Origin of the sequence: Microtetraspora sp. AC03309 (assembly GCF_020826795.1) — a bacterium.
Taxonomy (GTDB): Bacteria; Actinomycetota; Actinomycetes; order Streptosporangiales; family Streptosporangiaceae; genus Microtetraspora; species Microtetraspora glauca.
In genome coordinates this window covers 168,758-186,889 of record NZ_JADDIL010000001.1, presented here as the reverse complement: position 1 = coordinate 186,889, position 18,132 = coordinate 168,758, and the positions used below count along the sequence as shown (strand labels likewise).

17 protein-coding genes are annotated in these 18,132 nt (G+C 69.1%); 7 read left to right on the top strand and 10 right to left on the bottom strand.

Annotated features, from left to right (window positions below; translation table 11 throughout):
* Window positions 1-53: 53 nt before the first annotated feature.
* The gene (locus IMZ11_RS00815; RefSeq protein ID WP_228636780.1) at window positions 54-1,631 is read left to right on the top strand and encodes a glycoside hydrolase family 13 protein; all 1,578 of its coding nucleotides are present in this window, start codon (window positions 54-56) and stop codon (window positions 1,629-1,631) included.
* Window positions 1,632-1,994: 363 nt separating this feature from the next.
* On the opposite strand, the gene IMZ11_RS00810 is transcribed toward IMZ11_RS00815, so the two are convergent.
* From IMZ11_RS00810 to mscL, 3 genes are all read right to left on the bottom strand, one after another.
* On the bottom strand, window positions 1,995-2,969 hold the full coding sequence (locus IMZ11_RS00810) for an aldo/keto reductase (RefSeq protein WP_228636779.1): 975 nt from the start codon (window positions 2,967-2,969) through the stop codon (window positions 1,995-1,997).
* Window positions 2,966-3,316, bottom strand: coding sequence for a MerR family transcriptional regulator (locus tag IMZ11_RS00805; protein WP_228636778.1), 351 nt, complete (start codon window positions 3,314-3,316; stop codon window positions 2,966-2,968). The genes IMZ11_RS00810 and IMZ11_RS00805 overlap by 4 nt, the downstream gene beginning before the upstream one ends.
* Window positions 3,317-3,548: 232 nt before the next feature.
* Complete coding sequence (mscL, locus tag IMZ11_RS00800) at window positions 3,549-3,971, bottom strand: large conductance mechanosensitive channel protein MscL (RefSeq protein ID WP_061254950.1); 423 nt, start codon at window positions 3,969-3,971, stop codon at window positions 3,549-3,551.
* A gap of 270 nt (window positions 3,972-4,241) precedes the next feature.
* Between mscL and IMZ11_RS00795 the strand changes: the two genes are divergently transcribed.
* From IMZ11_RS00795 to IMZ11_RS00785, 3 genes are all read left to right on the top strand, one after another.
* The gene (locus IMZ11_RS00795; protein ID WP_228636777.1) at window positions 4,242-6,677 is read left to right on the top strand and encodes a PQQ-dependent sugar dehydrogenase; all 2,436 of its coding nucleotides are present in this window, start codon (window positions 4,242-4,244) and stop codon (window positions 6,675-6,677) included.
* A gap of 70 nt (window positions 6,678-6,747) precedes the next feature.
* On the top strand, window positions 6,748-8,106 hold the full coding sequence (locus IMZ11_RS00790) for a carbohydrate-binding protein (RefSeq protein ID WP_228636776.1): 1,359 nt from the start codon (window positions 6,748-6,750) through the stop codon (window positions 8,104-8,106).
* Between the two features lie 6 nt (window positions 8,107-8,112).
* Window positions 8,113-9,741 (top strand): glycosyl hydrolase family 8, encoded by a 1,629-nt coding sequence (locus IMZ11_RS00785; RefSeq protein ID WP_228636775.1) that lies wholly within the window; start codon window positions 8,113-8,115, stop codon window positions 9,739-9,741.
* Window positions 9,742-9,883: 142 nt separating this feature from the next.
* On the opposite strand, the gene IMZ11_RS00780 is transcribed toward IMZ11_RS00785, so the two are convergent.
* The gene (locus tag IMZ11_RS00780; RefSeq protein WP_228636774.1) at window positions 9,884-11,467 is read right to left on the bottom strand and encodes a serine/threonine-protein kinase; all 1,584 of its coding nucleotides are present in this window, start codon (window positions 11,465-11,467) and stop codon (window positions 9,884-9,886) included.
* Window positions 11,454-12,458, bottom strand: a complete 1,005-nt coding sequence (locus IMZ11_RS00775; protein ID WP_228636773.1) for a LacI family DNA-binding transcriptional regulator — start codon at window positions 12,456-12,458, stop codon at window positions 11,454-11,456. The genes IMZ11_RS00780 and IMZ11_RS00775 overlap by 14 nt, the downstream gene beginning before the upstream one ends.
* Window positions 12,459-12,839: 381 nt before the next feature.
* On the opposite strand from IMZ11_RS00775, the gene IMZ11_RS00770 reads away from it, so the two are divergent.
* Complete coding sequence (locus IMZ11_RS00770; RefSeq protein ID WP_228636772.1) at window positions 12,840-13,511, top strand: DUF305 domain-containing protein; 672 nt, start codon at window positions 12,840-12,842, stop codon at window positions 13,509-13,511.
* Window positions 13,512-13,731: 220 nt separating this feature from the next.
* Here IMZ11_RS00770 and IMZ11_RS00765 read toward each other — a convergent pair whose 3' ends face one another.
* Window positions 13,732-13,935 (bottom strand): cold-shock protein, encoded by a 204-nt coding sequence (locus IMZ11_RS00765; RefSeq protein ID WP_061254946.1) that lies wholly within the window; start codon window positions 13,933-13,935, stop codon window positions 13,732-13,734.
* Between the two features lie 299 nt (window positions 13,936-14,234).
* A complete protein-coding gene (locus IMZ11_RS00760; RefSeq protein WP_228636771.1) occupies window positions 14,235-14,819 on the bottom strand; it encodes a TetR/AcrR family transcriptional regulator in 585 nt (194 codons plus the stop codon).
* 95 nt (window positions 14,820-14,914) lie between these two features.
* Here IMZ11_RS00760 and IMZ11_RS00755 point away from each other — a divergent pair, with 95 nt between their 5' ends.
* Entirely contained in the window at window positions 14,915-15,142 is a 228-nt protein-coding gene (locus tag IMZ11_RS00755; protein ID WP_228636770.1) for a hypothetical protein, read from the top strand.
* Window positions 15,139-16,245 carry a zinc-binding dehydrogenase gene (locus IMZ11_RS00750; protein WP_228636769.1) on the top strand — a complete coding sequence of 369 codons (1,107 nt, stop codon included), beginning with the start codon at window positions 15,139-15,141 and terminating at the stop codon, window positions 16,243-16,245. The genes IMZ11_RS00755 and IMZ11_RS00750 overlap by 4 nt, the downstream gene beginning before the upstream one ends.
* Before the next feature lie 95 nt (window positions 16,246-16,340).
* Here IMZ11_RS00750 and IMZ11_RS00745 read toward each other — a convergent pair whose 3' ends face one another.
* The 3 genes from IMZ11_RS00745 to IMZ11_RS00735 form a co-directional block, all read right to left on the bottom strand.
* A complete protein-coding gene (locus IMZ11_RS00745) occupies window positions 16,341-16,736 on the bottom strand; it encodes a VOC family protein (RefSeq protein ID WP_228636768.1) in 396 nt (131 codons plus the stop codon).
* Window positions 16,737-16,992: 256 nt separating this feature from the next.
* The gene (locus tag IMZ11_RS00740) at window positions 16,993-17,436 is read right to left on the bottom strand and encodes a hypothetical protein (RefSeq protein ID WP_228636767.1); all 444 of its coding nucleotides are present in this window, start codon (window positions 17,434-17,436) and stop codon (window positions 16,993-16,995) included.
* 130 nt (window positions 17,437-17,566) lie between these two features.
* The gene (locus IMZ11_RS00735; protein ID WP_228636766.1) at window positions 17,567-18,022 is read right to left on the bottom strand and encodes a pyridoxamine 5'-phosphate oxidase family protein; all 456 of its coding nucleotides are present in this window, start codon (window positions 18,020-18,022) and stop codon (window positions 17,567-17,569) included.
* Between the last annotated feature and the right edge of the window lie 110 nt (window positions 18,023-18,132).

Below are 18,132 nucleotides of genomic sequence, written 5' to 3'. Positions count from 1 at the left end.
CGCGCCCTCGCGCGTCGGCCAGGTATCTCTCTGTGTGAGGAGTTGTATTCAGCATGTCCGGCAGTGCCTCTCGGGGGACGACTCCACAATCCGAAGAATGGTGGCGTGGCGCCGCGATCTACCAGGTGTACCTGCGCAGCTTCGCCGACGGGAACGGCGACGGCACGGGTGACCTGGCCGGATTGCGGGGACGCCTGCCGTACCTCGCCGATCTGGGCGTGAACGCGATCTGGCTCAACCCCTGGTATCCCTCGCCGATGGCGGACGGCGGGTACGACGTCGCCGACTATCGGAACATCGAACCGGTCTTCGGCACGCTGGCCGAGGCGGAGAAGCTGATCGAGGAGGCCCATGCCCTGGGCATCCGGATCATCGTCGACGTGGTGCCGAACCACGGTTCTGACCATCACGCCTGGTTCCAGGAGGCGCTGGCCGCCGGTCCCGGTTCGGAGGCCCGGGAGCGGTTCTGGTTCCGCCGGGGGAACGGCGACGCCCCGCCCAACGGCTGGCAGTCGATCTTCGGTGGTCCGGCGTGGACCCGGGTCCCCGACGGAGAGTGGTATCTGCACCTCTTCGCGCCGGAGCAGCCCGACTTCAACTGGACCAGCCCCGCCGTACGGGAGGAGTTCCTCGACGTCCTGCGCTTCTGGTTCGACCGGGGAGTGGACGGCATCCGCATCGACTCGGCCGCCGTGCTCGTCAAGGACCTTGACAGCGTCGAGGAGTCGTACACCGACCACGACGGGGTGCACGAGATCTACCGGGAGTGGCGCTGGGTCTGCGACACCTACTCGGCGCGGATTCTCATCGGCGAGGTGTGGCTTCCCGACCAGGAACGCTTCGCCAGGTACCTGAGGCCCGACGAGCTGCACACCGCCTTCAACTTCGACTTCATGTCCTCCGCGTGGGAGGCCGGCGCGCTGCGCCGGGCGATCGACATGACCCTCGCCACGCACGTGCCGCTGGGCGCGCCCGCGACGTGGGTGTTGTCGAACCACGACGTGGCCCGCCCCGTCACCCGGTACGGCAGGGCCGACACCTCGTGGGACAACGGCGACCGCAAGGACGGCGCTCCGTCCGACCTCGAACTCGGCCGGCGCAGGGCGCGGGCGGCGGCGCTGCTCGCCATGGCGTTGCCCGGCGGCGTCTACGTCTACCAGGGCGAGGAGCTGGGGCTGCCCGAGGTCGAGGACATCCCCGGTGACCTGCGCGAGGACCCGATGTGGCATCGCTCGGGGCACACCGTTCCCGGCCGGGACGGCTGCCGGGTCCCACTGCCGTGGTCGGGCGCCGAGCCGCCGTTCGGGTACAGCACCGGCGAGCCGTGGCTGCCGCAGCCCGCCGGATGGAAGGACCTCACGGTCGAGGCGCAGCAGGCCGATCCCGGGTCGATGTTGTCGCTCTACCGGGCCGCGTTGCGTGTGCGCCGCGAGCGGCTCGGCGACGGCACGCTGACGTGGCTTCCCTCGGGCGATGGGGTGCTGGCCTTCACCCGCGACTCCGGCGTGACCTGCGTCGTCAACCTCGGCCCCGATCCCGTACGGCTGCCGCCGCACGAGTCCGTCCTGCTCGCCAGCGGCCCCCTCGACGGTGACCTGCTCCCCGCCGACACCACCGCCTGGCTGGTCTAGCCGTACCGATCATGGCCGTACGGCGGGGTGGAGCACGACCGGCGACACCCCGGTGACGGCCTGAAACAAGCGAGTGCTTCCGGCGCGACGTGAATCACCGAATGCGAGTCGGCACGCTGCGAATCGACACGCTGCGAATCGACACGCTGCGAATCGACACGCTGCGAATCGACACGGTGTGCATCGACACGGTGTGCATCGACCATGATTCACGCCCGCCGGAAGCCCCCGCGAGTCGGCGTGGGCGTTTCGGCCGATCCGGTCGATCCGGTCGATCCGGCCGGCCGGACGGGGGTCACGGCACGCGCCTCCGGCTCCCGACCGCCATCAGGAAGGTGACGCTCCTGATGAACGCGGACGCGCTCAGGACTCGATGCGGCTCATGTCCGGGTAGCGCGCGCCGCGCACCGCGTCAGCGGGTACGGCCGACTCCAGCGCGGCCAACTGGTCCGGCGTCAGCGTGATGCCGGCGGCCGCGGCGTTCTCCTCCAGGTAGCTCAGCCGCTTGGTGCCCGGAATCGGCACGATGTCCTCGCCCTGTGCGAGCAGCCAGGCCAGGGAGAGCTGGGCCGGGGTGATCCCGGCCGACTCGGCGATCTTCCTGATCTCGGTGACCAGGGCGGCGTTGTGCGCGGCGTTCTCGCCCTGGTTGCGCGGTGCCCACTTGCGGAAGTCGTCGTCGGGAAGCTGCTCGGCCGGTGGGACGGTGCCGGTGAGGATGCCGCGGCTGATCGGGGAGTAGGCGACCAGCCCGACGCCCAGCTCGCGGGCGGTGGGAAGGATCTCCGCTTCCAGACCGCGGGTGAACAGCGAGTACTCGCTCTGCAGGGCGGCGATCGGGTGGACGCCGTTCGCCGCGCGCAGGGTCTCCGCGCTCACCTCGGACAGGCCGAGGTGCCTGACCTTGCCCTGCCGTACGAGTTCGGACATCGCGCCGACGGACTCCTCGATCGGCACGTCGGTGTTGCGGCGGTGCATGTAGTACAGGTCGATGTGGTCGACGCCGAGCCGCTGGAGGGAGGCGTCGCAGGCGGCCCTGATGTACTCCGGGGTGTTGTCGATGGAGCTGACGCCCCCCTCGCGCCTGATGCCGAACTTGGTGGCCAGCACGACCTCGTCCCTGCGGTCCTTGACGGCCCGGCCGACGAGTTGCTCGTTGTGCCCGCTGCCGTACATGTCGGCCGTGTCCAGGAAGTTCATGCCCAGGTCGAGCGCGCGGTGGATGACGGCGATCGACTCCATCTCATCGGCCGGGCCGTAGAACTCGGACATGCCCATGCAACCGAGGCCGAGGGCCGAGACCTCCAGGCCGCCGTTTCCGAGCGTGCGCTTGATCATGTCGTCTCCCGATAGGATTTGATCTTGTAGTCCAGGGCCGACAGGTCCTGGGTGAGCTCGGCGATCCTGGCCGCGACCTTCTCGCGATGCCGTTCCAGCATCAGGCGCCGCTCGCCGGCGGTGTGCGCGCCCGCGCGGAGCAGCTCGGCGTAGCGGCACATGTCCGCGATCGACATACCGGTGGAGCGCAACTTGGTGAGGAAGTCGAGCCACCCCAGGTCGTGCTCCGCGTAGTCGCGGTGCCCGCTGCCGTTCCTGCCCACGGCGTGGATGAGCCCGATCCGCTCGTAGTAGCGCAGCGTGTCCGCGCTCAGACCGGATCTGCGTGCGGCCTCCTGGATCGTCATGCCTCCAGGTTCGCCCTTGGAGTGCGCTCCAAGTCAAACCGGACACGGCCTCGTAGGCCGTCCCGAGCGACGACTCCGGCCACCGAAAGGCCGGCGGGGACGGCTGGGGACGCCGAAGGACGACAAGGGACGACGGAGGACGGGCTGGGGGACGGAAAAGTACGGCGGAGGACGGAGGACGGGGAAGGACGCTGCCGCACCGGTGCTGCCGGTGCGGCGGCCGTACACGCGATCAGGCGGGGGAGGACTCGGGGGCGGGGGTGAGCTCGGCGGTGCAGAAGGCGCACCTGCGGGCCCTGACGGGGATCGTGCTCAGGCACTCGGGGCATTCCTTCTCGGTGGTCTCCTTGTTCCGGTCGAACAGGCTGATCAGCCGGTTCATCGGCATGACGACCAGCCAGTAGATCACCGCGGCGATGATGAGGAACGTCAGCACATGGTTGACGAAGTCGCCGTATTTGAACTCGCTCCCGTTGATCGTGAACGAGTACGCGGAGAAGTCGGGCTGTTTCCCGCCGGTCACCGCGCCGATCAGCGGCGTGATGAGGTCGGCGACGAGGGCCTGGATGAGGCCGCTGAAGGTGGCGCCGACGACGACGGCGACCGCTAGCTCGACGAGGTTCCCTCGCATCAGGAATTTCTTGAATCCACTCATAGCGCTACGACTTATCCCAGGTCACTGATCGTGTGCAAGAGCGTGTCAAGGCGTGGTATGCCCTGACCTGGTCGGTCAAGGCGCGACAAATTTGGGCCTTGACTGTGAACGGCCCGCGCTGTTCCCATAGCAGTCACAAAGTTAGGAACCTTTCCTAACCTTTGTGTGTCCTGTCATGATCAGCTGGGCCCGCGTCCGCTCGGGGGAGCCGGGGCGCGTGGTCCGGCGGAGAGGGCCGTCACGGTGTTCCCCCGAAGCCTCCGTCGTCCGTTGATCCTCTTAGCCTCGCTGGCCACCGTGGCCGGCTTACAGCTCGTCGTCTCGTGGCCCGCCTCCGCCGCGACCCGCTACGAGGCGGAGAACGCCTCGATCTCGCAGGGGGCCGTGGAGGCGAACCACACCGGATACTCCGGGACCGGGTTCGTCAACGGCGACAACGTCGCCGGCAGCTACACCCAGTTCACCTTCAACGCGTCCGGAGCGGGCACCGCGACGCTGGTGCTGCGGTACTCCAACGGGACGGGCGCCGCCCGCACGGCCGACGTCGCGGTGAACGGCGCCGTGGTGTCGGCCAACCGGTCGTTCGCCGCGACCACCGACTGGGACACCTGGGCGAACTCCACCGTGACGGCGAACGTGAACGACGGCGCCAACACGCTGCGGGTGACCGCGACATCGGCGGGTGGCAACCCCAACCTGGACTACCTGGACGTGACGGTCGCCGTTCCTTCATCGGTCCACCAGGCCGAGGACGCGACGCTGTCGCAGGCGTCGGTGGCGACGAACCACACCGGGTACACCGGCACCGGGTTCGTCGACTACGTGAACGCCGTCGGCGGCTACATCCAGTGGACGGTCGACGCGGCCTCCGCCGGGCCGGCGACGCTGACGTTCCGGTACGCCAACGGCACGACCACCGACCGGCCGATGGACATCACGGTCAACGGGACCTCCGCGGGGGCGAGGTCGTACCCCGCCACGGCGAACTGGGACACCTGGGCCGACGACACCGTCACCGCGAACCTGAACGCGGGGGCGAACACGATCCGCGCCACGGCCACCACGGCGGGCGGCGGACCGAACGTGGACAAGCTCACCGTCGCGGCCACGTCCGGCGGCGACACCCAGCCGCCCACCACGCCCGGCACCCCGACCTGCGGCGACATCGGCACCACCGGACTGATCCTGAGCTGGGGCGCCTCCACCGACAACGTCGGCGTCGTCGCGTACGACATCTACAACGACGGCAACAAGCTGGCCGAGGCGCCGGGCAGCCAGACCTCGACGAGCCTGACCGGCCTCACCCCGAACACGCAGTACCGCCTGTCCGTGTTCGGCAGGGACGCGGCCGGCAACGTGTCGATCGGCAGCCCGACGGTGGCCTGCACCACTCTGGCGAGCACTGACACACAGCCGCCCACCGCGCCCGCCGGGCTGACCCGGTCGACCGTCACCGCCACCAGCGCCGACCTCGCCTGGACCGCGTCCACGGACGATGTCGGAGTCACCTCGTACGAGGTGCGCAGCGGGACCTCGGTGTACAAGACGGTCACCGGCAACCCGCCGGCCACCTCCACCACCGTCACCGGCCTGGCCTGCGACACGCCGTACTCGCTCACCGTGGTCGCCCTGGACGCGGCGGGCAACGCCTCCGCCGCGAGCAACGCGGTGAGCTTCACGACCCTGGCCTGCGGCGCCGCGGACGGCGGCGTGCCGTCCGCCGTCACCACCGTCTCCTCCGGCTGGACGATCCCGTGGGGCCTCCACTGGATGCCCGACGGGCAGACGGCGCTCGCCACCGAGCGGGACGACAAGGTGACCTCCGGCCAGTTCACGGTCTTCAAGGTCACCCTGGCCGGGGCGAGGACCCAGGTCGGCGCCGTGCCGAACGTGCAGACGACCGGCGGCGAGGGCGGCCTGCTCGGTGTGGCGGTCGACCCGAACTGGGCGTCCAACCACTACGTCTACTTCTTCCACACCGCGTCCGAGGGCAACCGGATCGTCCGGATGACCTACAACGGCACCTCGCTGAGCGGCTACACGATCCTGGTCCAGGGGATCAAGAAGAACAAGTACCACAACGGCGGCCGGCTGGCCTTCGGCCCCGACGGCTACCTCTACGCGAGCACCGGCGACGCGCAGACGTCGAGCCTCGCCCAGGACACGACCTCGCTCAACGGCAAGATCCTGCGGATGAAGACCGACGGCACCCCCGCTCCGGGCAACCCGTTCGGGACGCTCGTCTACAGCTACGGCCACCGCAACCCGCAGGGCCTGGCCTTCGACCGCAACGGCAGGCTGTGGGAGGCCGAGTTCGGCAACAGCTCGGTCGACGAGCTCAACCTGATCAAGCCGGGCGGCAACTACGGCTGGCCGACCTGCGAGGGCACGTGCAGCGTCTCCGGCATGACCAACCCGAAGAAGACCTGGTCGGTGAGCACGGCGTCGCCGAGCGGCATCGCGATCGTCCGCAACGTCATCTACATGGCCGCGCTGCGCGGCGAGCGGCTCTGGCGGATCCCGATCACCGGTGACACGGAGAACGTCGGCACCCCGACCGCCTACTACGTCGGCGCGTACGGCCGGCTGCGCACCGTGGTCAAGGTTCCCGGAGCCGACCAGCTCTGGCTGACCACCACCAACGCCGACAACAACGGCGGCGCCGCCAACGGCGCGGACAAGATCTTCCGGATCGCCATCAGCTGACACCCGGCCCTAGTCCCCGTACGGAACGCGTACGGGGCCCGGGTCACCCCCCAACCAGCAGGAGTGTCACGTGCGCAAGTTATTCGCATGCGTCCTCGGCGTCGCCCTGGCCGGGGCACTCGGCTCCATGGCGTCGCCCGCGCAGGCGGCGTCGGCCGTGTACCAGGCGGAGAACGCGACGCTGTCGCAGGCGTCGGTGGCGACCAACCACACCGGGTACACCGGCACCGGGTTCGTCGACTACGTCAACACCACCGGCGGCTACATCCAGTGGACGGTCGACGCGGCCTCCGCCGGGCCGGCGACGTTGACGTTCCGGTACGCCAACGGCACGACCGCCGACCGCCCGATGACCATCACGGTCAACGGGACCTCGGTGGGGTCGACGTCCTACCCGGCCACGGCGAACTGGGACACCTGGTCCGACGCCTCCGTCCCGGTCACCCTCACCGCCGGCGCCAACACGATCCGCGCCACCGCCACGACGACGACAGGCGGCCCGAACGTCGACAAGCTCACCGTCGTCACGCCGGACCCGGGCGGCCCCTCCATGGCGGTCGCTCCGTACGAGTACCTCGGCTGGGGCAACCCGCAGTCGCCCACCAGCGTCATGACCGCGACCGGCGTCAAGTGGTTCACCCTCGCCTTCATGCTCTCCGACGGCACCTGCAACCCCAAGTGGGACGGTGACCGCGCCCTCACCGGAGGGTCCGACCAGGCGGCGATCAACTCCATCCGCGCGGCCGGCGGCGACGTCGTCATCTCGTTCGGCGGCTGGAGCGGCAACAAGCTCGGGGAGAAGTGCTCCAGCGCGTCCGCACTCGCGGGCGCGTACCAGAAGGTGATCAACGCGTACAACCTGAAGGTCATCGACATCGACATCGAGGACACCGAGTTCTCCACCGCGAGCGTGCGGCAGCGCGTCGTGGACGCCCTCAAGATCGTCAAGACGAACAACCCCGGAATAAAGACGATCATCACGATGGGCACGACGCCGAGCGGGCCCGACTCGACCGGAACCGACCTCATCAACCGCGGCGCGGCGGCCGGGCTGGACAACGACGTCTGGACGATCATGCCGTTCGACTTCGGCGGCCACACCGGCACGATGGGCGCCGCGACGGTCAGCGCCATGGAGGGCCTGAAGGCCAAGGTCAAGAGCGCGTACGGCTACAGCGACGCGGACGCCTACCCCCGGATCGGCCTCTCCTCGATGAACGGCAAGACCGACGAGGCGGACGAGACGGTCACGACGGCCGACTTCCAGACCATGTTGTCGTACGCGCAGCAGCACCACATCGGCCGGCTGACGTTCTGGTCGATCAACCGGGACCGGGCCTGCGGGTCCGGCTCCGACGCCGACTCCTGCAGCGGCGTCTCCCAGTCCGCATACGCCTACACCAAGATTTTCGTCCAGTACACAGGGTGAGATGACATGCGCATGAGATCACTGATCATCGCCGCCGGACTGCTGCTGCCCCTGGCCGCGGTCCATCCGGCGGCGGCGGCCACCACCGTCTACCAGGCCGAGGACGCGACGCTGTCGCAGGCGTCGGCGGCGACCAACCACACCGGCTACACCGGGTCGGGGTTCGTGGACTACGTCAACGCGACCGGCGGCTACGTGCAATGGTCGGTCTCCGCCGCGGCGGCGGGATCGGCGACGCTGACGTTCCGGTACGCCAACGGCACGACCGCCAACCGGCCGATGGACATCGCGGTCAACGGGACCACGGTGTCGACCGGCACGGCGTTCAACGGCACCGGCGACTGGGACACGTGGGCCGACACCTCGGTCACGGTCGCCCTCAACGCCGGCTCCAACACGATCAGGGCCACCGCCACCAGCACCGGCGGCGGGCCGAACGTGGACAAGCTCACCGTCGTCAGCCAGGACGGCGGCAGCGGCGGCGGCCCCGCCGTGCCGTTCGGCGGCCACCAGTTCGCGTACGCCGCCGGGATGCTGCGGCCCACGGGGACGCAGGCGACGCTCGACCAGAAGGTGATCGACTACTACACCAAGTGGAAGGCCGCCTTCGTCAGGCAGAACTGCGGCAACGGCTGGTACGAGGTGATCTCGCCCGACGCCGACCACCCGTACGTCGCCGAGGCGCAGGGCTACGGCATGGTCATCGTGGCCACCATGGCCGGGGCCGACCCGAACGCGAAGACCGTCTTCGACGGGATGGTCAAGTACATGCTGGCCCACCCGTCGGTGAACAACGCCAACCTCCTCGCCGCCGAGCAGGACACCTCCTGCACGAGCGTCAACGGCTCCGACTCGGCCACGGACGGGGACCTGGACGTCGCCCTCGGCCTGCTGCTGGCCGACAAGCAGTGGGGCAGCACCGGGACGTACAACTACAAGGATCTGGCCGTCAAGCACATCAACGCGATCAAGTCGAGCGAGGTGAACCCGACGACCCACCTGATGCGGCTGGGCGACTGGAGCACCGCGGGCGACTCGCTGTACTACGTCAGCCGCTCGTCCGACTGGCTGATCGACCACTTCCGCGCGTTCAAGAAGGCCACCGGCGACACCGCGTGGGACACGATCAGGACGGCCCACCAGAATCTGATCACTTCACAGCAGGCGAACTACGCGTCGAGCACCGGACTGCTCGCGGACTTCGTGGTCAACACCAACACCACCCCCAAGCCGGCGCCCGGCGAGGTGCTGGAGGACACGAACGACGGCAAGTACTGGTGGAACGCCTGCCGTGACCCGTGGCGTATCGGCACCGACGCCGTGACCAGCGGTGACAGTGCCTCCCTCGCCTCGGCGCGGAAGATCAACACGTGGATCAAGAGCAAGACCGGCGGCAACGCGAACAACGTCGCGGTCGGGTACTCGCTCAGCGGTTCGCAGATCAGCAGCGGCAGCGAACCCGCCTTCTTCGCTCCGTTCGCGGTGGCCGCGATGACCGACTCGGGCAGCCAGGCATGGCTCGACGCCCTGTGGACGAAGATGCTCACCACCTCGTTCACGTCGAACGACTACTACTCGACCAGCATCCAGCTCCAGGTGATGATCGTCGTCACCGGCAACTACTGGCTGCCCTGACCCCCGCCGCGATTCCACGGTGCCGAGCCCGTCCCGCCTCCGGTGGGGCGGGCTCGCTCCCGCTCAGGTCACCGCCGCGCCGCCCGGTGTTCCCGTGTCCCGCCTCCGGCATGACGGGTTCGTGGCGCCTTCGCCGCGATGATCACGTGCCGAGGGACCGGGTCAGGGCGACGTGGACGTCGTCGAGGGCGGTGCCGAGCTTTCGCATGAGCGCGATCGTCAGCTTGCCCTCGCGCAGCCGGTCGCGGAGCTTGGTCCGGACGTTCGCTATGCCTTCGAGGTTGTGGCCGTCGATGGAGTTGTGCAGCACCTGTTTGAGGTCCAGCGCCGCGTCCGCGCTGATCTCGTTCCCGGAGAGGCCGTCGCCCAGGATCAGGTCGAAGCGGGAGAGCGCTCTGTCCAGGGACACCGGCTTCGGCGTCGCGAGCGGCAGCGTGGACACGCTGGGGTCGCCGCCTGACGTCGTGTCCGCCTGGCGCGTACGGGCGGGCTGCGGGCGAGGATCCTCCGGGGTCGGCCTCGGTTTCCCGCGGGCCTCGGGACTGGGCTTCCCGCTCGGCTCGGTCCCAGGTTCCCGCGACGGGTGGGCCACGGGCTCGCCGGCCGAGTCACCCGCGGGATCGTCCGACGCGTCACCGACCGGATCGGCGGCAGGCTGTTCCGACGGATCCGGGATCGGCGTCGCGGGCGGGCGCTTCACCTGATCCTCCGCCGCGGGCGCCGCGGTGCCGGGAGCGCCGGACGGAGCGCCGGACGGGGACGCGGCCTGGATCGACGCGCTCGACGGCGGCCGGGCGGTCACGCCACCGGGCGTCCCGCCGTACTGCGACCACACCAGGACACCGATGGCCACCGCGCCGGTCGCGGCCCCCCAACCCCGCCACTGCCGCCCACGCGGACCCTGCGACGGCGTCAGCAGGTCGGCCATCTCGCGGGCGCTGGGCCGTACCTGGGGATCGGGGGAGAGGCAGCGGTGGCAGAGCTCGGCCACCTCGGCGGGGAGGCCGGCCACGTCGGGGATCGGGGGCGGGTTCTCGCGCCGGGCCGCCTCGATGCCCTCCCAGGTCGTCTCCGGGTACGGCGGAGCCCCGGTGATCATTTCGAACAGCAGCACGCCCAGGGCGTACACGTCGACCGCCGGATCGGCGGTCATGCCGCGCAACCGCTCGGGCGCGACATAGGGCGGCGTGCCGAAGTCGGCCACCAGGTGGTCGTCGGCCTCACCGGTGAACGCGGCGATGCCGAAGTCGAGCAGCTTGGCACCGTCCGGGGTGAGCAGCACGTTCTCCGGCGTGACGTCGCGGTGCACGATGCCGCGCTCGTGCGCCGCGGCGAGTACGCGTGCGAGCCGGGTGGCGATGGCGGCCGCCTCCGCCCACGGCAGCGGTCCCTCCACGATCCGGTCGGCCAGTGAGCGCCCCTCCAGCAGGCGCATGACCACGTACGCGGCGAGCCGGCCGCCGTTCGTCACGGTCTCGCCGTAGTCGTAGACCTCGATGGCGTCGGGGTGGATCAACCGTGCGGTCGCCCTGGCCTCGCGGCGGATCAGCTCGCGGCCGGGATGGTCTCCGTCGAGCGTGCCGTCCAGCACCTTGATCGCGACAGTGCGCTGCAGGGACTGGTCGAAGGCGCGCCAGATGACCGACATCCCGCCCGTCGCTATCCGCTCCTGTAACTGATAACGACGGGTCAGGACGTCGCCCTCACGGAGCTCAGGACGATTCACGAACCACCAGTTCCGTGGGCAGTACCGGATTGCCCTCGGATGCCCCTTCCTCGGCCACCGAGACGAGGAGCAGTTTGGCGGCGAGCGAGGCGAGTTCCTCGACGGGCTGGCGGACGGTGGTCAGGGTCGGGGACGTGTGCCGGGCGATCGGCGCGTCGTCGAACCCGACCACGGCGACGTCGTCGGGCACCTTCCTGCCGGAACGGCGCAGCGTCTGCATCGCCCCGGCCGCCATCACATCGGACGCCGCGAAGACGGCGTCGAGATGTGGTGCCCGTTGCAGCAGCCACTGCATCGCGTGCGCACCGGAGGCGTGGCTGAAGTCGCCGTACGCCACCGGCATGTCGAAGATGCCGGCGTCGCGGAGCGTCTGGCGGAATCCCTCCAGGCGATCTCTGGCCGCGGGCAGCGTGGGAGGGCCGGCGATGGTGGCGATGGCCCGGCGGTCGCTCAGCAGCAGGTGTTCCGCCGCCTGCCGGCCGCCGTCCCTGTTGTCCATGTCGACGTATGGCAGCTCGACGCCGTCCGGGGGACGGCCCGCGCAGCGTACGGGGATGCCGGACGCCGCGAGGGTGACCGCGAGGGGATGGCGTGCTCTCGCGCTCACGAGGAGCACTCCGTCGACGGCTCCCGCGACGAGCGGCGGGGCGGCGATCGCCGAGGTCGCGGGTGTGGCGGTCATCACGACCATCGGTACACCATGCGCGGCGAGCACCTCCTCGCAGGCGCCCAGCAGTCGTCCGTAGAAGGGCTCGCTGAAGAGTCGCGGTGTCTGTTCGCAGACGACTGCTGCGATGATCTGGTCGGTACGCCTGCCCCCGGAACCACGAGGTGCGCGACGCCGTACGTAGCCGAGGCGGGACATGGCATCATGCACCTGGCGGCGGGTGGACGTCGTCACGCGGACCGAGCCGGTCAGGACCCGGGACGCGGTCGCCGGGGAGACGCCGGCTGCGGCGGCTACCTCTGCGAGGGTGGGAAGATCGGCCATTCCGGTCTCCTCGGCCCGAAGTGTTACGGCTTGGGAGCGCTCCCAACGGAACGTATCACTGTTTCGTGCGTGTCAACAGAGGTTTCGTCGGGATGAAACCTTTCGGAGTATTCCGCACGCGTTCGGTATGGTCAGAGGTTAGGTGTCCACCTACTCCCGATGGTGGTTAATGAGGGATTCTGTCGTGGACTAAGCGAACGTGTTCCGGTGAATCCCGAGGCCAAAGCGGGTTAACCGGAAATTTGACCGCCATGATCGAACTGAGTGACGAAGCACTGATCGCTGGTCGCGATAGGGTCCTTGACAAAGGGATCACGGATGGACACTTGCCCATCTTTCGGTCCTCCACATAGTGGCCCCGCTGAGAAAGGTTTCTCCTGAGTGACCAGCTTTAGCCGGATCGTCCTGCCCGTCGCCACGGGTACGGTCGTGCTGACCTTGCTCGCCGGGTGTTCCACCTCCGGCACGGACTCCGCGGGTCCTTCGCCCTCGGCCCCCGTGACCGCGTCCGCCTCCGAAGCCGGCACCGCGTCCGCCGCTCCGTCGGAGACGCCCACCACTCCGGAGGAGCCTTCCGCCTCCCCGACGGCCACCGAGGCGGCGGGACACAACGACGCGGACGTCTCCTTCGCGAAGATGATGATCCCCCACCACCTCCAGGCCATCGACATGGCGGGGCTCGCCCGGACCCAGGCCGGCGACCAGTGGATCAGGGATCTCGCCGCGAAGATCGTCGATGCGCAGGATCCGGAGATCCGGACGATCAAGGGATGGCTGGACGGCTGGGGTGAGGAGCCCCACCCGCGCGACCACGCGATGCCGGGAATGTTGTCCGAGGCCGAGATCGGCAAGCTCGCCAAGGCCGACGGGTCCGCGTTCGACCGCCTCTTCGTCACGATGATGATCAAGCATCACCAGGGCGCGATCAAGATGGCCGAGGAGGAGCGGGCGTCGGGCGCGTTCGCGGAGGCCACGGCCCTGGCCGACACGATCGTCACCACGCAGGCCGCCGAGATCAAGGAAATGAAGGCGTACCTCGCCAAGCTGAAGTGACCGGGTGGGCGCCGGGTCGCCGGATCCGAAATCTCCCTCACCGGAGGTTCAGGAAGAAGGGCCGGCGGTCCCGGTGATTCGGCACCCGTCCCTCCGGCGGCCAGAGCGCTGCTTCTCGACCGTGGGGGAGTGCGGGGACGCGGCCCCGGGCCACAGACACCACGAGCCGGGTCCCTCGACCGTTGAAGGTGAGGGCCCGGCTCGTGGCGGGCGCCATGGTTCAGGCGGGAACGATGTTCTCGGCCTGCGGGCCCTTCTGGCCCTGGGTGATGTCGAAGGACACCTTCTGGCCCTCCTGCAGCTCCCGGTAGCCCTGGGCGGCGATGTTGGAGTAGTGAGCGAAGACGTCGGGGCCGCCGCCGTCCTGCTCGATGAAGCCGAAGCCCTTTTCCGAGTTGAACCACTTCACGGTTCCAGTTGCCATGTCGATCTCCCTTTGAACAGGTGCAGAGCCGGAAACCGCACTGCACGGACCCGGCGTCGCTGTGATGAACCCATCCGGAGATCCCAGAGAAAACAAAAATGCACCTGAAGGTCACATCCCGTCAGGTGCACACAGAGTTTATGGGTACCACAACTGCAACAGGCCCCAAGTTAGCACATGTATATGCCGGGCACGAACGTATGGCCCAGACGGCCGTGCGCGGCACCGGGACATCTCCCATCCTACCGACGGATGCCTGGCCCGACATGTCGGGATTCTGTCCAGGTGGCGAGACGTGGTCACCTGCCGATGGCGGTGGTGACCAGAGTCTCCAACTGGGTCGCGACGGCGTCGAGCGGTTCGATGCCGCGCTTGGCCCGGCACAGCGCGACGGTCCCCTCCACCGCCGCCACGATCAAAGTCGCCAGTTGCGCGGCGTCCCCGGCCGGAGCGCCGTGGTCGCGCAGCGATGCGGCGAGCAGGTCCTCCCAGGTGGTGAAGACCTCGGCGGCGGCGTGGACCGCCTCGGGGTCGGTGTCGGCGGGGGGTTCTTCGACGGCGACGGCCAGGACGGGGCATCCCGCCGAGAAGTCACTGTCGATCACGATCTGCCGCCAGAGGGCGAGGAACGCCCGGAGCCCGGCCACCGGTCCGGCCTCCAGCTCCCGCTCCAGTGAGCGCGTGACCAGTTCCCCGGCGAAGCGCACGGCTTCGGCGGCAAGCTGCTGCTTGCCGCGCGGGAAGTAGTGGTAGGTCGAGCCGAGCGGGGCACCGGAATGCGCGGCGAGGTCGCGAACCGTGCTCCCGGCCAGTCCACGCCTCCGGATCAGGTCGGCCGCGCCCATGATGATCCGCTCCCGTGACTGCGGCTGCCGGCCGGACATCGGCACACTCCCTGGTTATGACGACTGTTATAAGCTACCGTAAGCTGGCGTTATAACGATCGTTATAGATCTCTTTCGAGCCAAGGAGGACTGCCATGACGATGATCGAGATCATCGTCCCGGCCGGGGCGCTGTCGGAGTGCCGTACGAGCGGGCCGGTCGGAGAGATGACGCAGGGGGTGCCGAAGTCCGCCGGGCTCGGCGAGAGCGACGCGTCGCGGGTGTGGGTGCCGGTCCATGAACAGGCCGACGGCACATGGGGCGCGGGCGGATCGGTGATCCGTTACGCGGATCTGGCCGCGCCGGCGAAGGACGCCGCATGAGAGAACTGGTCTTCCTGCGCAGCGGCACGCTCGCCTGGCGGGAACGCGACGCCCCCGTCCTGACCGGACCCGGTGACGCGATCGTCCGCCCGTTCCTGGCCGGTCGCTGTGACGGGGACACCCTTCCGCTCCACCGGCCGGTGTCCCGTGTGCTGCAGGCCGGGATGAGGCTCGGACTGGTCGACCCGGTCGTCGGGTCGATCTGCGGAGACGTGCCTTTCCGTGGGCCGTTCGCGATCGGCCACGAATGCGTCGCCGAAGTCGTCTCCGTGGGGCCCGACGTGCGGAGCGTCCAGGCCGGCCAGGTCGTGGTGGTGCCCTGGGCCGTCTCCTGCGGAACCTGCCCACGCTGCCGACGCGGCCTCACTTCAAAATGCGCCACCACCACCCGGAGCACGCTCGCCGCCTACGGCTTCGGGCCGGCCAGCGGCCCCTGGGGCGGCATGATCGCCGACCTGATCCGCGTCCCCCACGCCGACCACATGCTCGTCCCCGTCCCACCCGATATCCCACCGCTACGCGTCGCCGCAGCCAGCGACAACCTCGCCGACGCCTGGCGCGCCGTCGTCCCACCGCTCGCCGAACGCGAAGGCGGCACCGTCCTCATCCTCGGCGGCGGCGCCAAGAGCATCGGTCTGTACGCCGCCGGGCTGGCGACCGCACACGGCGCCGCGACCGTCCACTACCTCGACGACGACCCCGAACGCCGCCGTATCGCCGCTGCGCTCGGCGCCGAACCCGTCCTGCGCACCAGTGACCGCTACGACATCGTCGTCGAGGCCACCTCACGCCCCGCGGGCCTACGACGCGCCGTGCGCGCCCTCGCCCCAGGCGGCATCTGCACCGCCGTCGGCTATTACCTGGGCTCGGGCACCCGCGTGCCCCTGATGCACATGTACGCCACCGACGCCACCATGCGCCTGGGCGTCTCACACGCCCGCGCGACGCTGCCCGACCTGCTGGACTTCCTCCGACGCACCGCCTTCCCCGCCGAACACGTCACCACCCTGCTCGCCGACTGGGACGACGCCCCCGCCGCCTACACCGCCAAGACCACCAAACTCGTCCTCAGACGAGACCCCGAACGAACGATCACGCGATGACCGTCATCGGCTGACAGTGACGGGAGGACAGCACGACGATGCGGCGTACCCCTGCCTCCCACGCCGGCTCCACGACAGCCGGGCGAGAGCTGGGCTCAGCGAAGCTCGCCAGTGATGATCCACAGGTGGCCGAAGGGGTCACGGATGCGGCCCGAGCGCTTGCCATAGGGCCGGTTCTCGATCGGGATGACCACCTCGGCGCCGTGGGCGAGCATACGTTCGCCAACAGCGTCCGGGTCGGCTACCTCGATCTCGAGGAGGACTGCGGAGCCGCCGAGGTCGCTGGGTGAGAGCCAGCCCCACGCGGTGACTGCCGGCGAGAGCTGGAAGGACGAGTCACCGATGCGGTGATCAATCATGGCAGGTCGGCCATCGTCGCCCAGCGGAGCACGGAAGACCTGCTCTGCGCCAAGAGCGTCCTGGTAGAACGCCGACGCGTGGTCCGGGTCGGGCACGATGAGACGAGGAGCAATGTGGATGGTTTGCGTCATGCACTCATCGTGCGGCCGGGCAGCCGGCGGAGTCTTGGACAAATAGGAACAGATGCGCGCGCGTCGGCAGTCAACTGGACGTACGCTTCGCGCCTGGTGGCCGATCGCGGGCTGACCGGCTCTGCACGGTCAGGCCTTCGGCGCGCAGCCACTCGGTAGGTGTGCATCCGGTCATGGTCCGCCACTCCCGGGTTAGGTGGGCCTGATCGGCGAACCCGACGAAGCGCGGTGCTCGGGCCCTTCTCAGAGGCGGTGCTCAGGCATCGTTTCCGGGCATGCCTCGACGCCTGGCCAGGTCCGCGACGACGAGGCACCCGGCGACCGCGACGAAGAGTAGCGGCGGGAGCCACGGCCCGGCCACGTTGGACGGGCAATACGTGATGAACAGCGCGGAGTGCAGCGCGTAGGCGGCAACCGCGATCAGAGCGCCGCCCGCCCCCAGCCGGGCCAGGATGCGGTGCATGGCAGGACTCGCCTTGAGCGTGGCCAGAGCCGACACGAGCAGCAGCAGCGGCAGAACCGACCCGATGCCCGCGTACACCAGCCCAAAGATCGGCAGATCGAAGCCCACGTACCGCTCGTCGCCTCCCTGAATCGGGCACAGACCGATGCCGGTGCCTCCCAGAGTCGGCAGAACGTACGGCAGTGCGGAGACGAGGGTCGCGATGATCCACCAAAAACGAACCGAGCGCTTGAACACCGACCATCCACATCCAAATGAAACGGAGAACCACTACGCGTATCCGCTTCCGCGTCCGGCGTGACCCCAGAGAGGCCGGTGTGAGCTCAAACGGTGCGTCCGGCCTGGCCCCGGCGCGGCTGGTGCGATCTCAGCGACGCGTCCGTGTTTCGTGGCCGCGACCGGGATGCCAGCTCTCGATCACCACATGGTCGTTGCTCTCGGCGACCCGGACCAGCACCACCTCGGTGATCTCGATACGGAAGAAGTGGGACTCCGTCAACTGCGCCGGATCACCCAGTTCGTGCGCGATTCCGGCGATCTTGACATCGCCCGGATAGGCGCTGGGATTCTCCTCAGGCATGTCGCTCATGGGGCCGTGGAGCGCCAAGCGCGGATCGCGGCGGAGATCGAGGGCCTTCAGTGATCCGGGCATGCTGCCGAGCCGCAGATCACCACCGGAGAAGCCGACTTCGGTGCCGCTGATCCGAGGAGAGCCGTCCTTGCGGAGCGTCGCCATCGTGCAGTGTTTCGCGCTCTCGAACCGTGCGCGCACCCGCGCGGCGAATTCGGACGCTTCGTTCTCGAAATCCTGCCACCATGTCATGCACCCAGATCATGCCGAGCGGCTCCGACAGAACGAGGACCCCGCGGGCATGCCCCGCTTTTGACGGGAGATCTGGCCCGGGATGTCCACTCTGGGCGCTTTCCCGACGC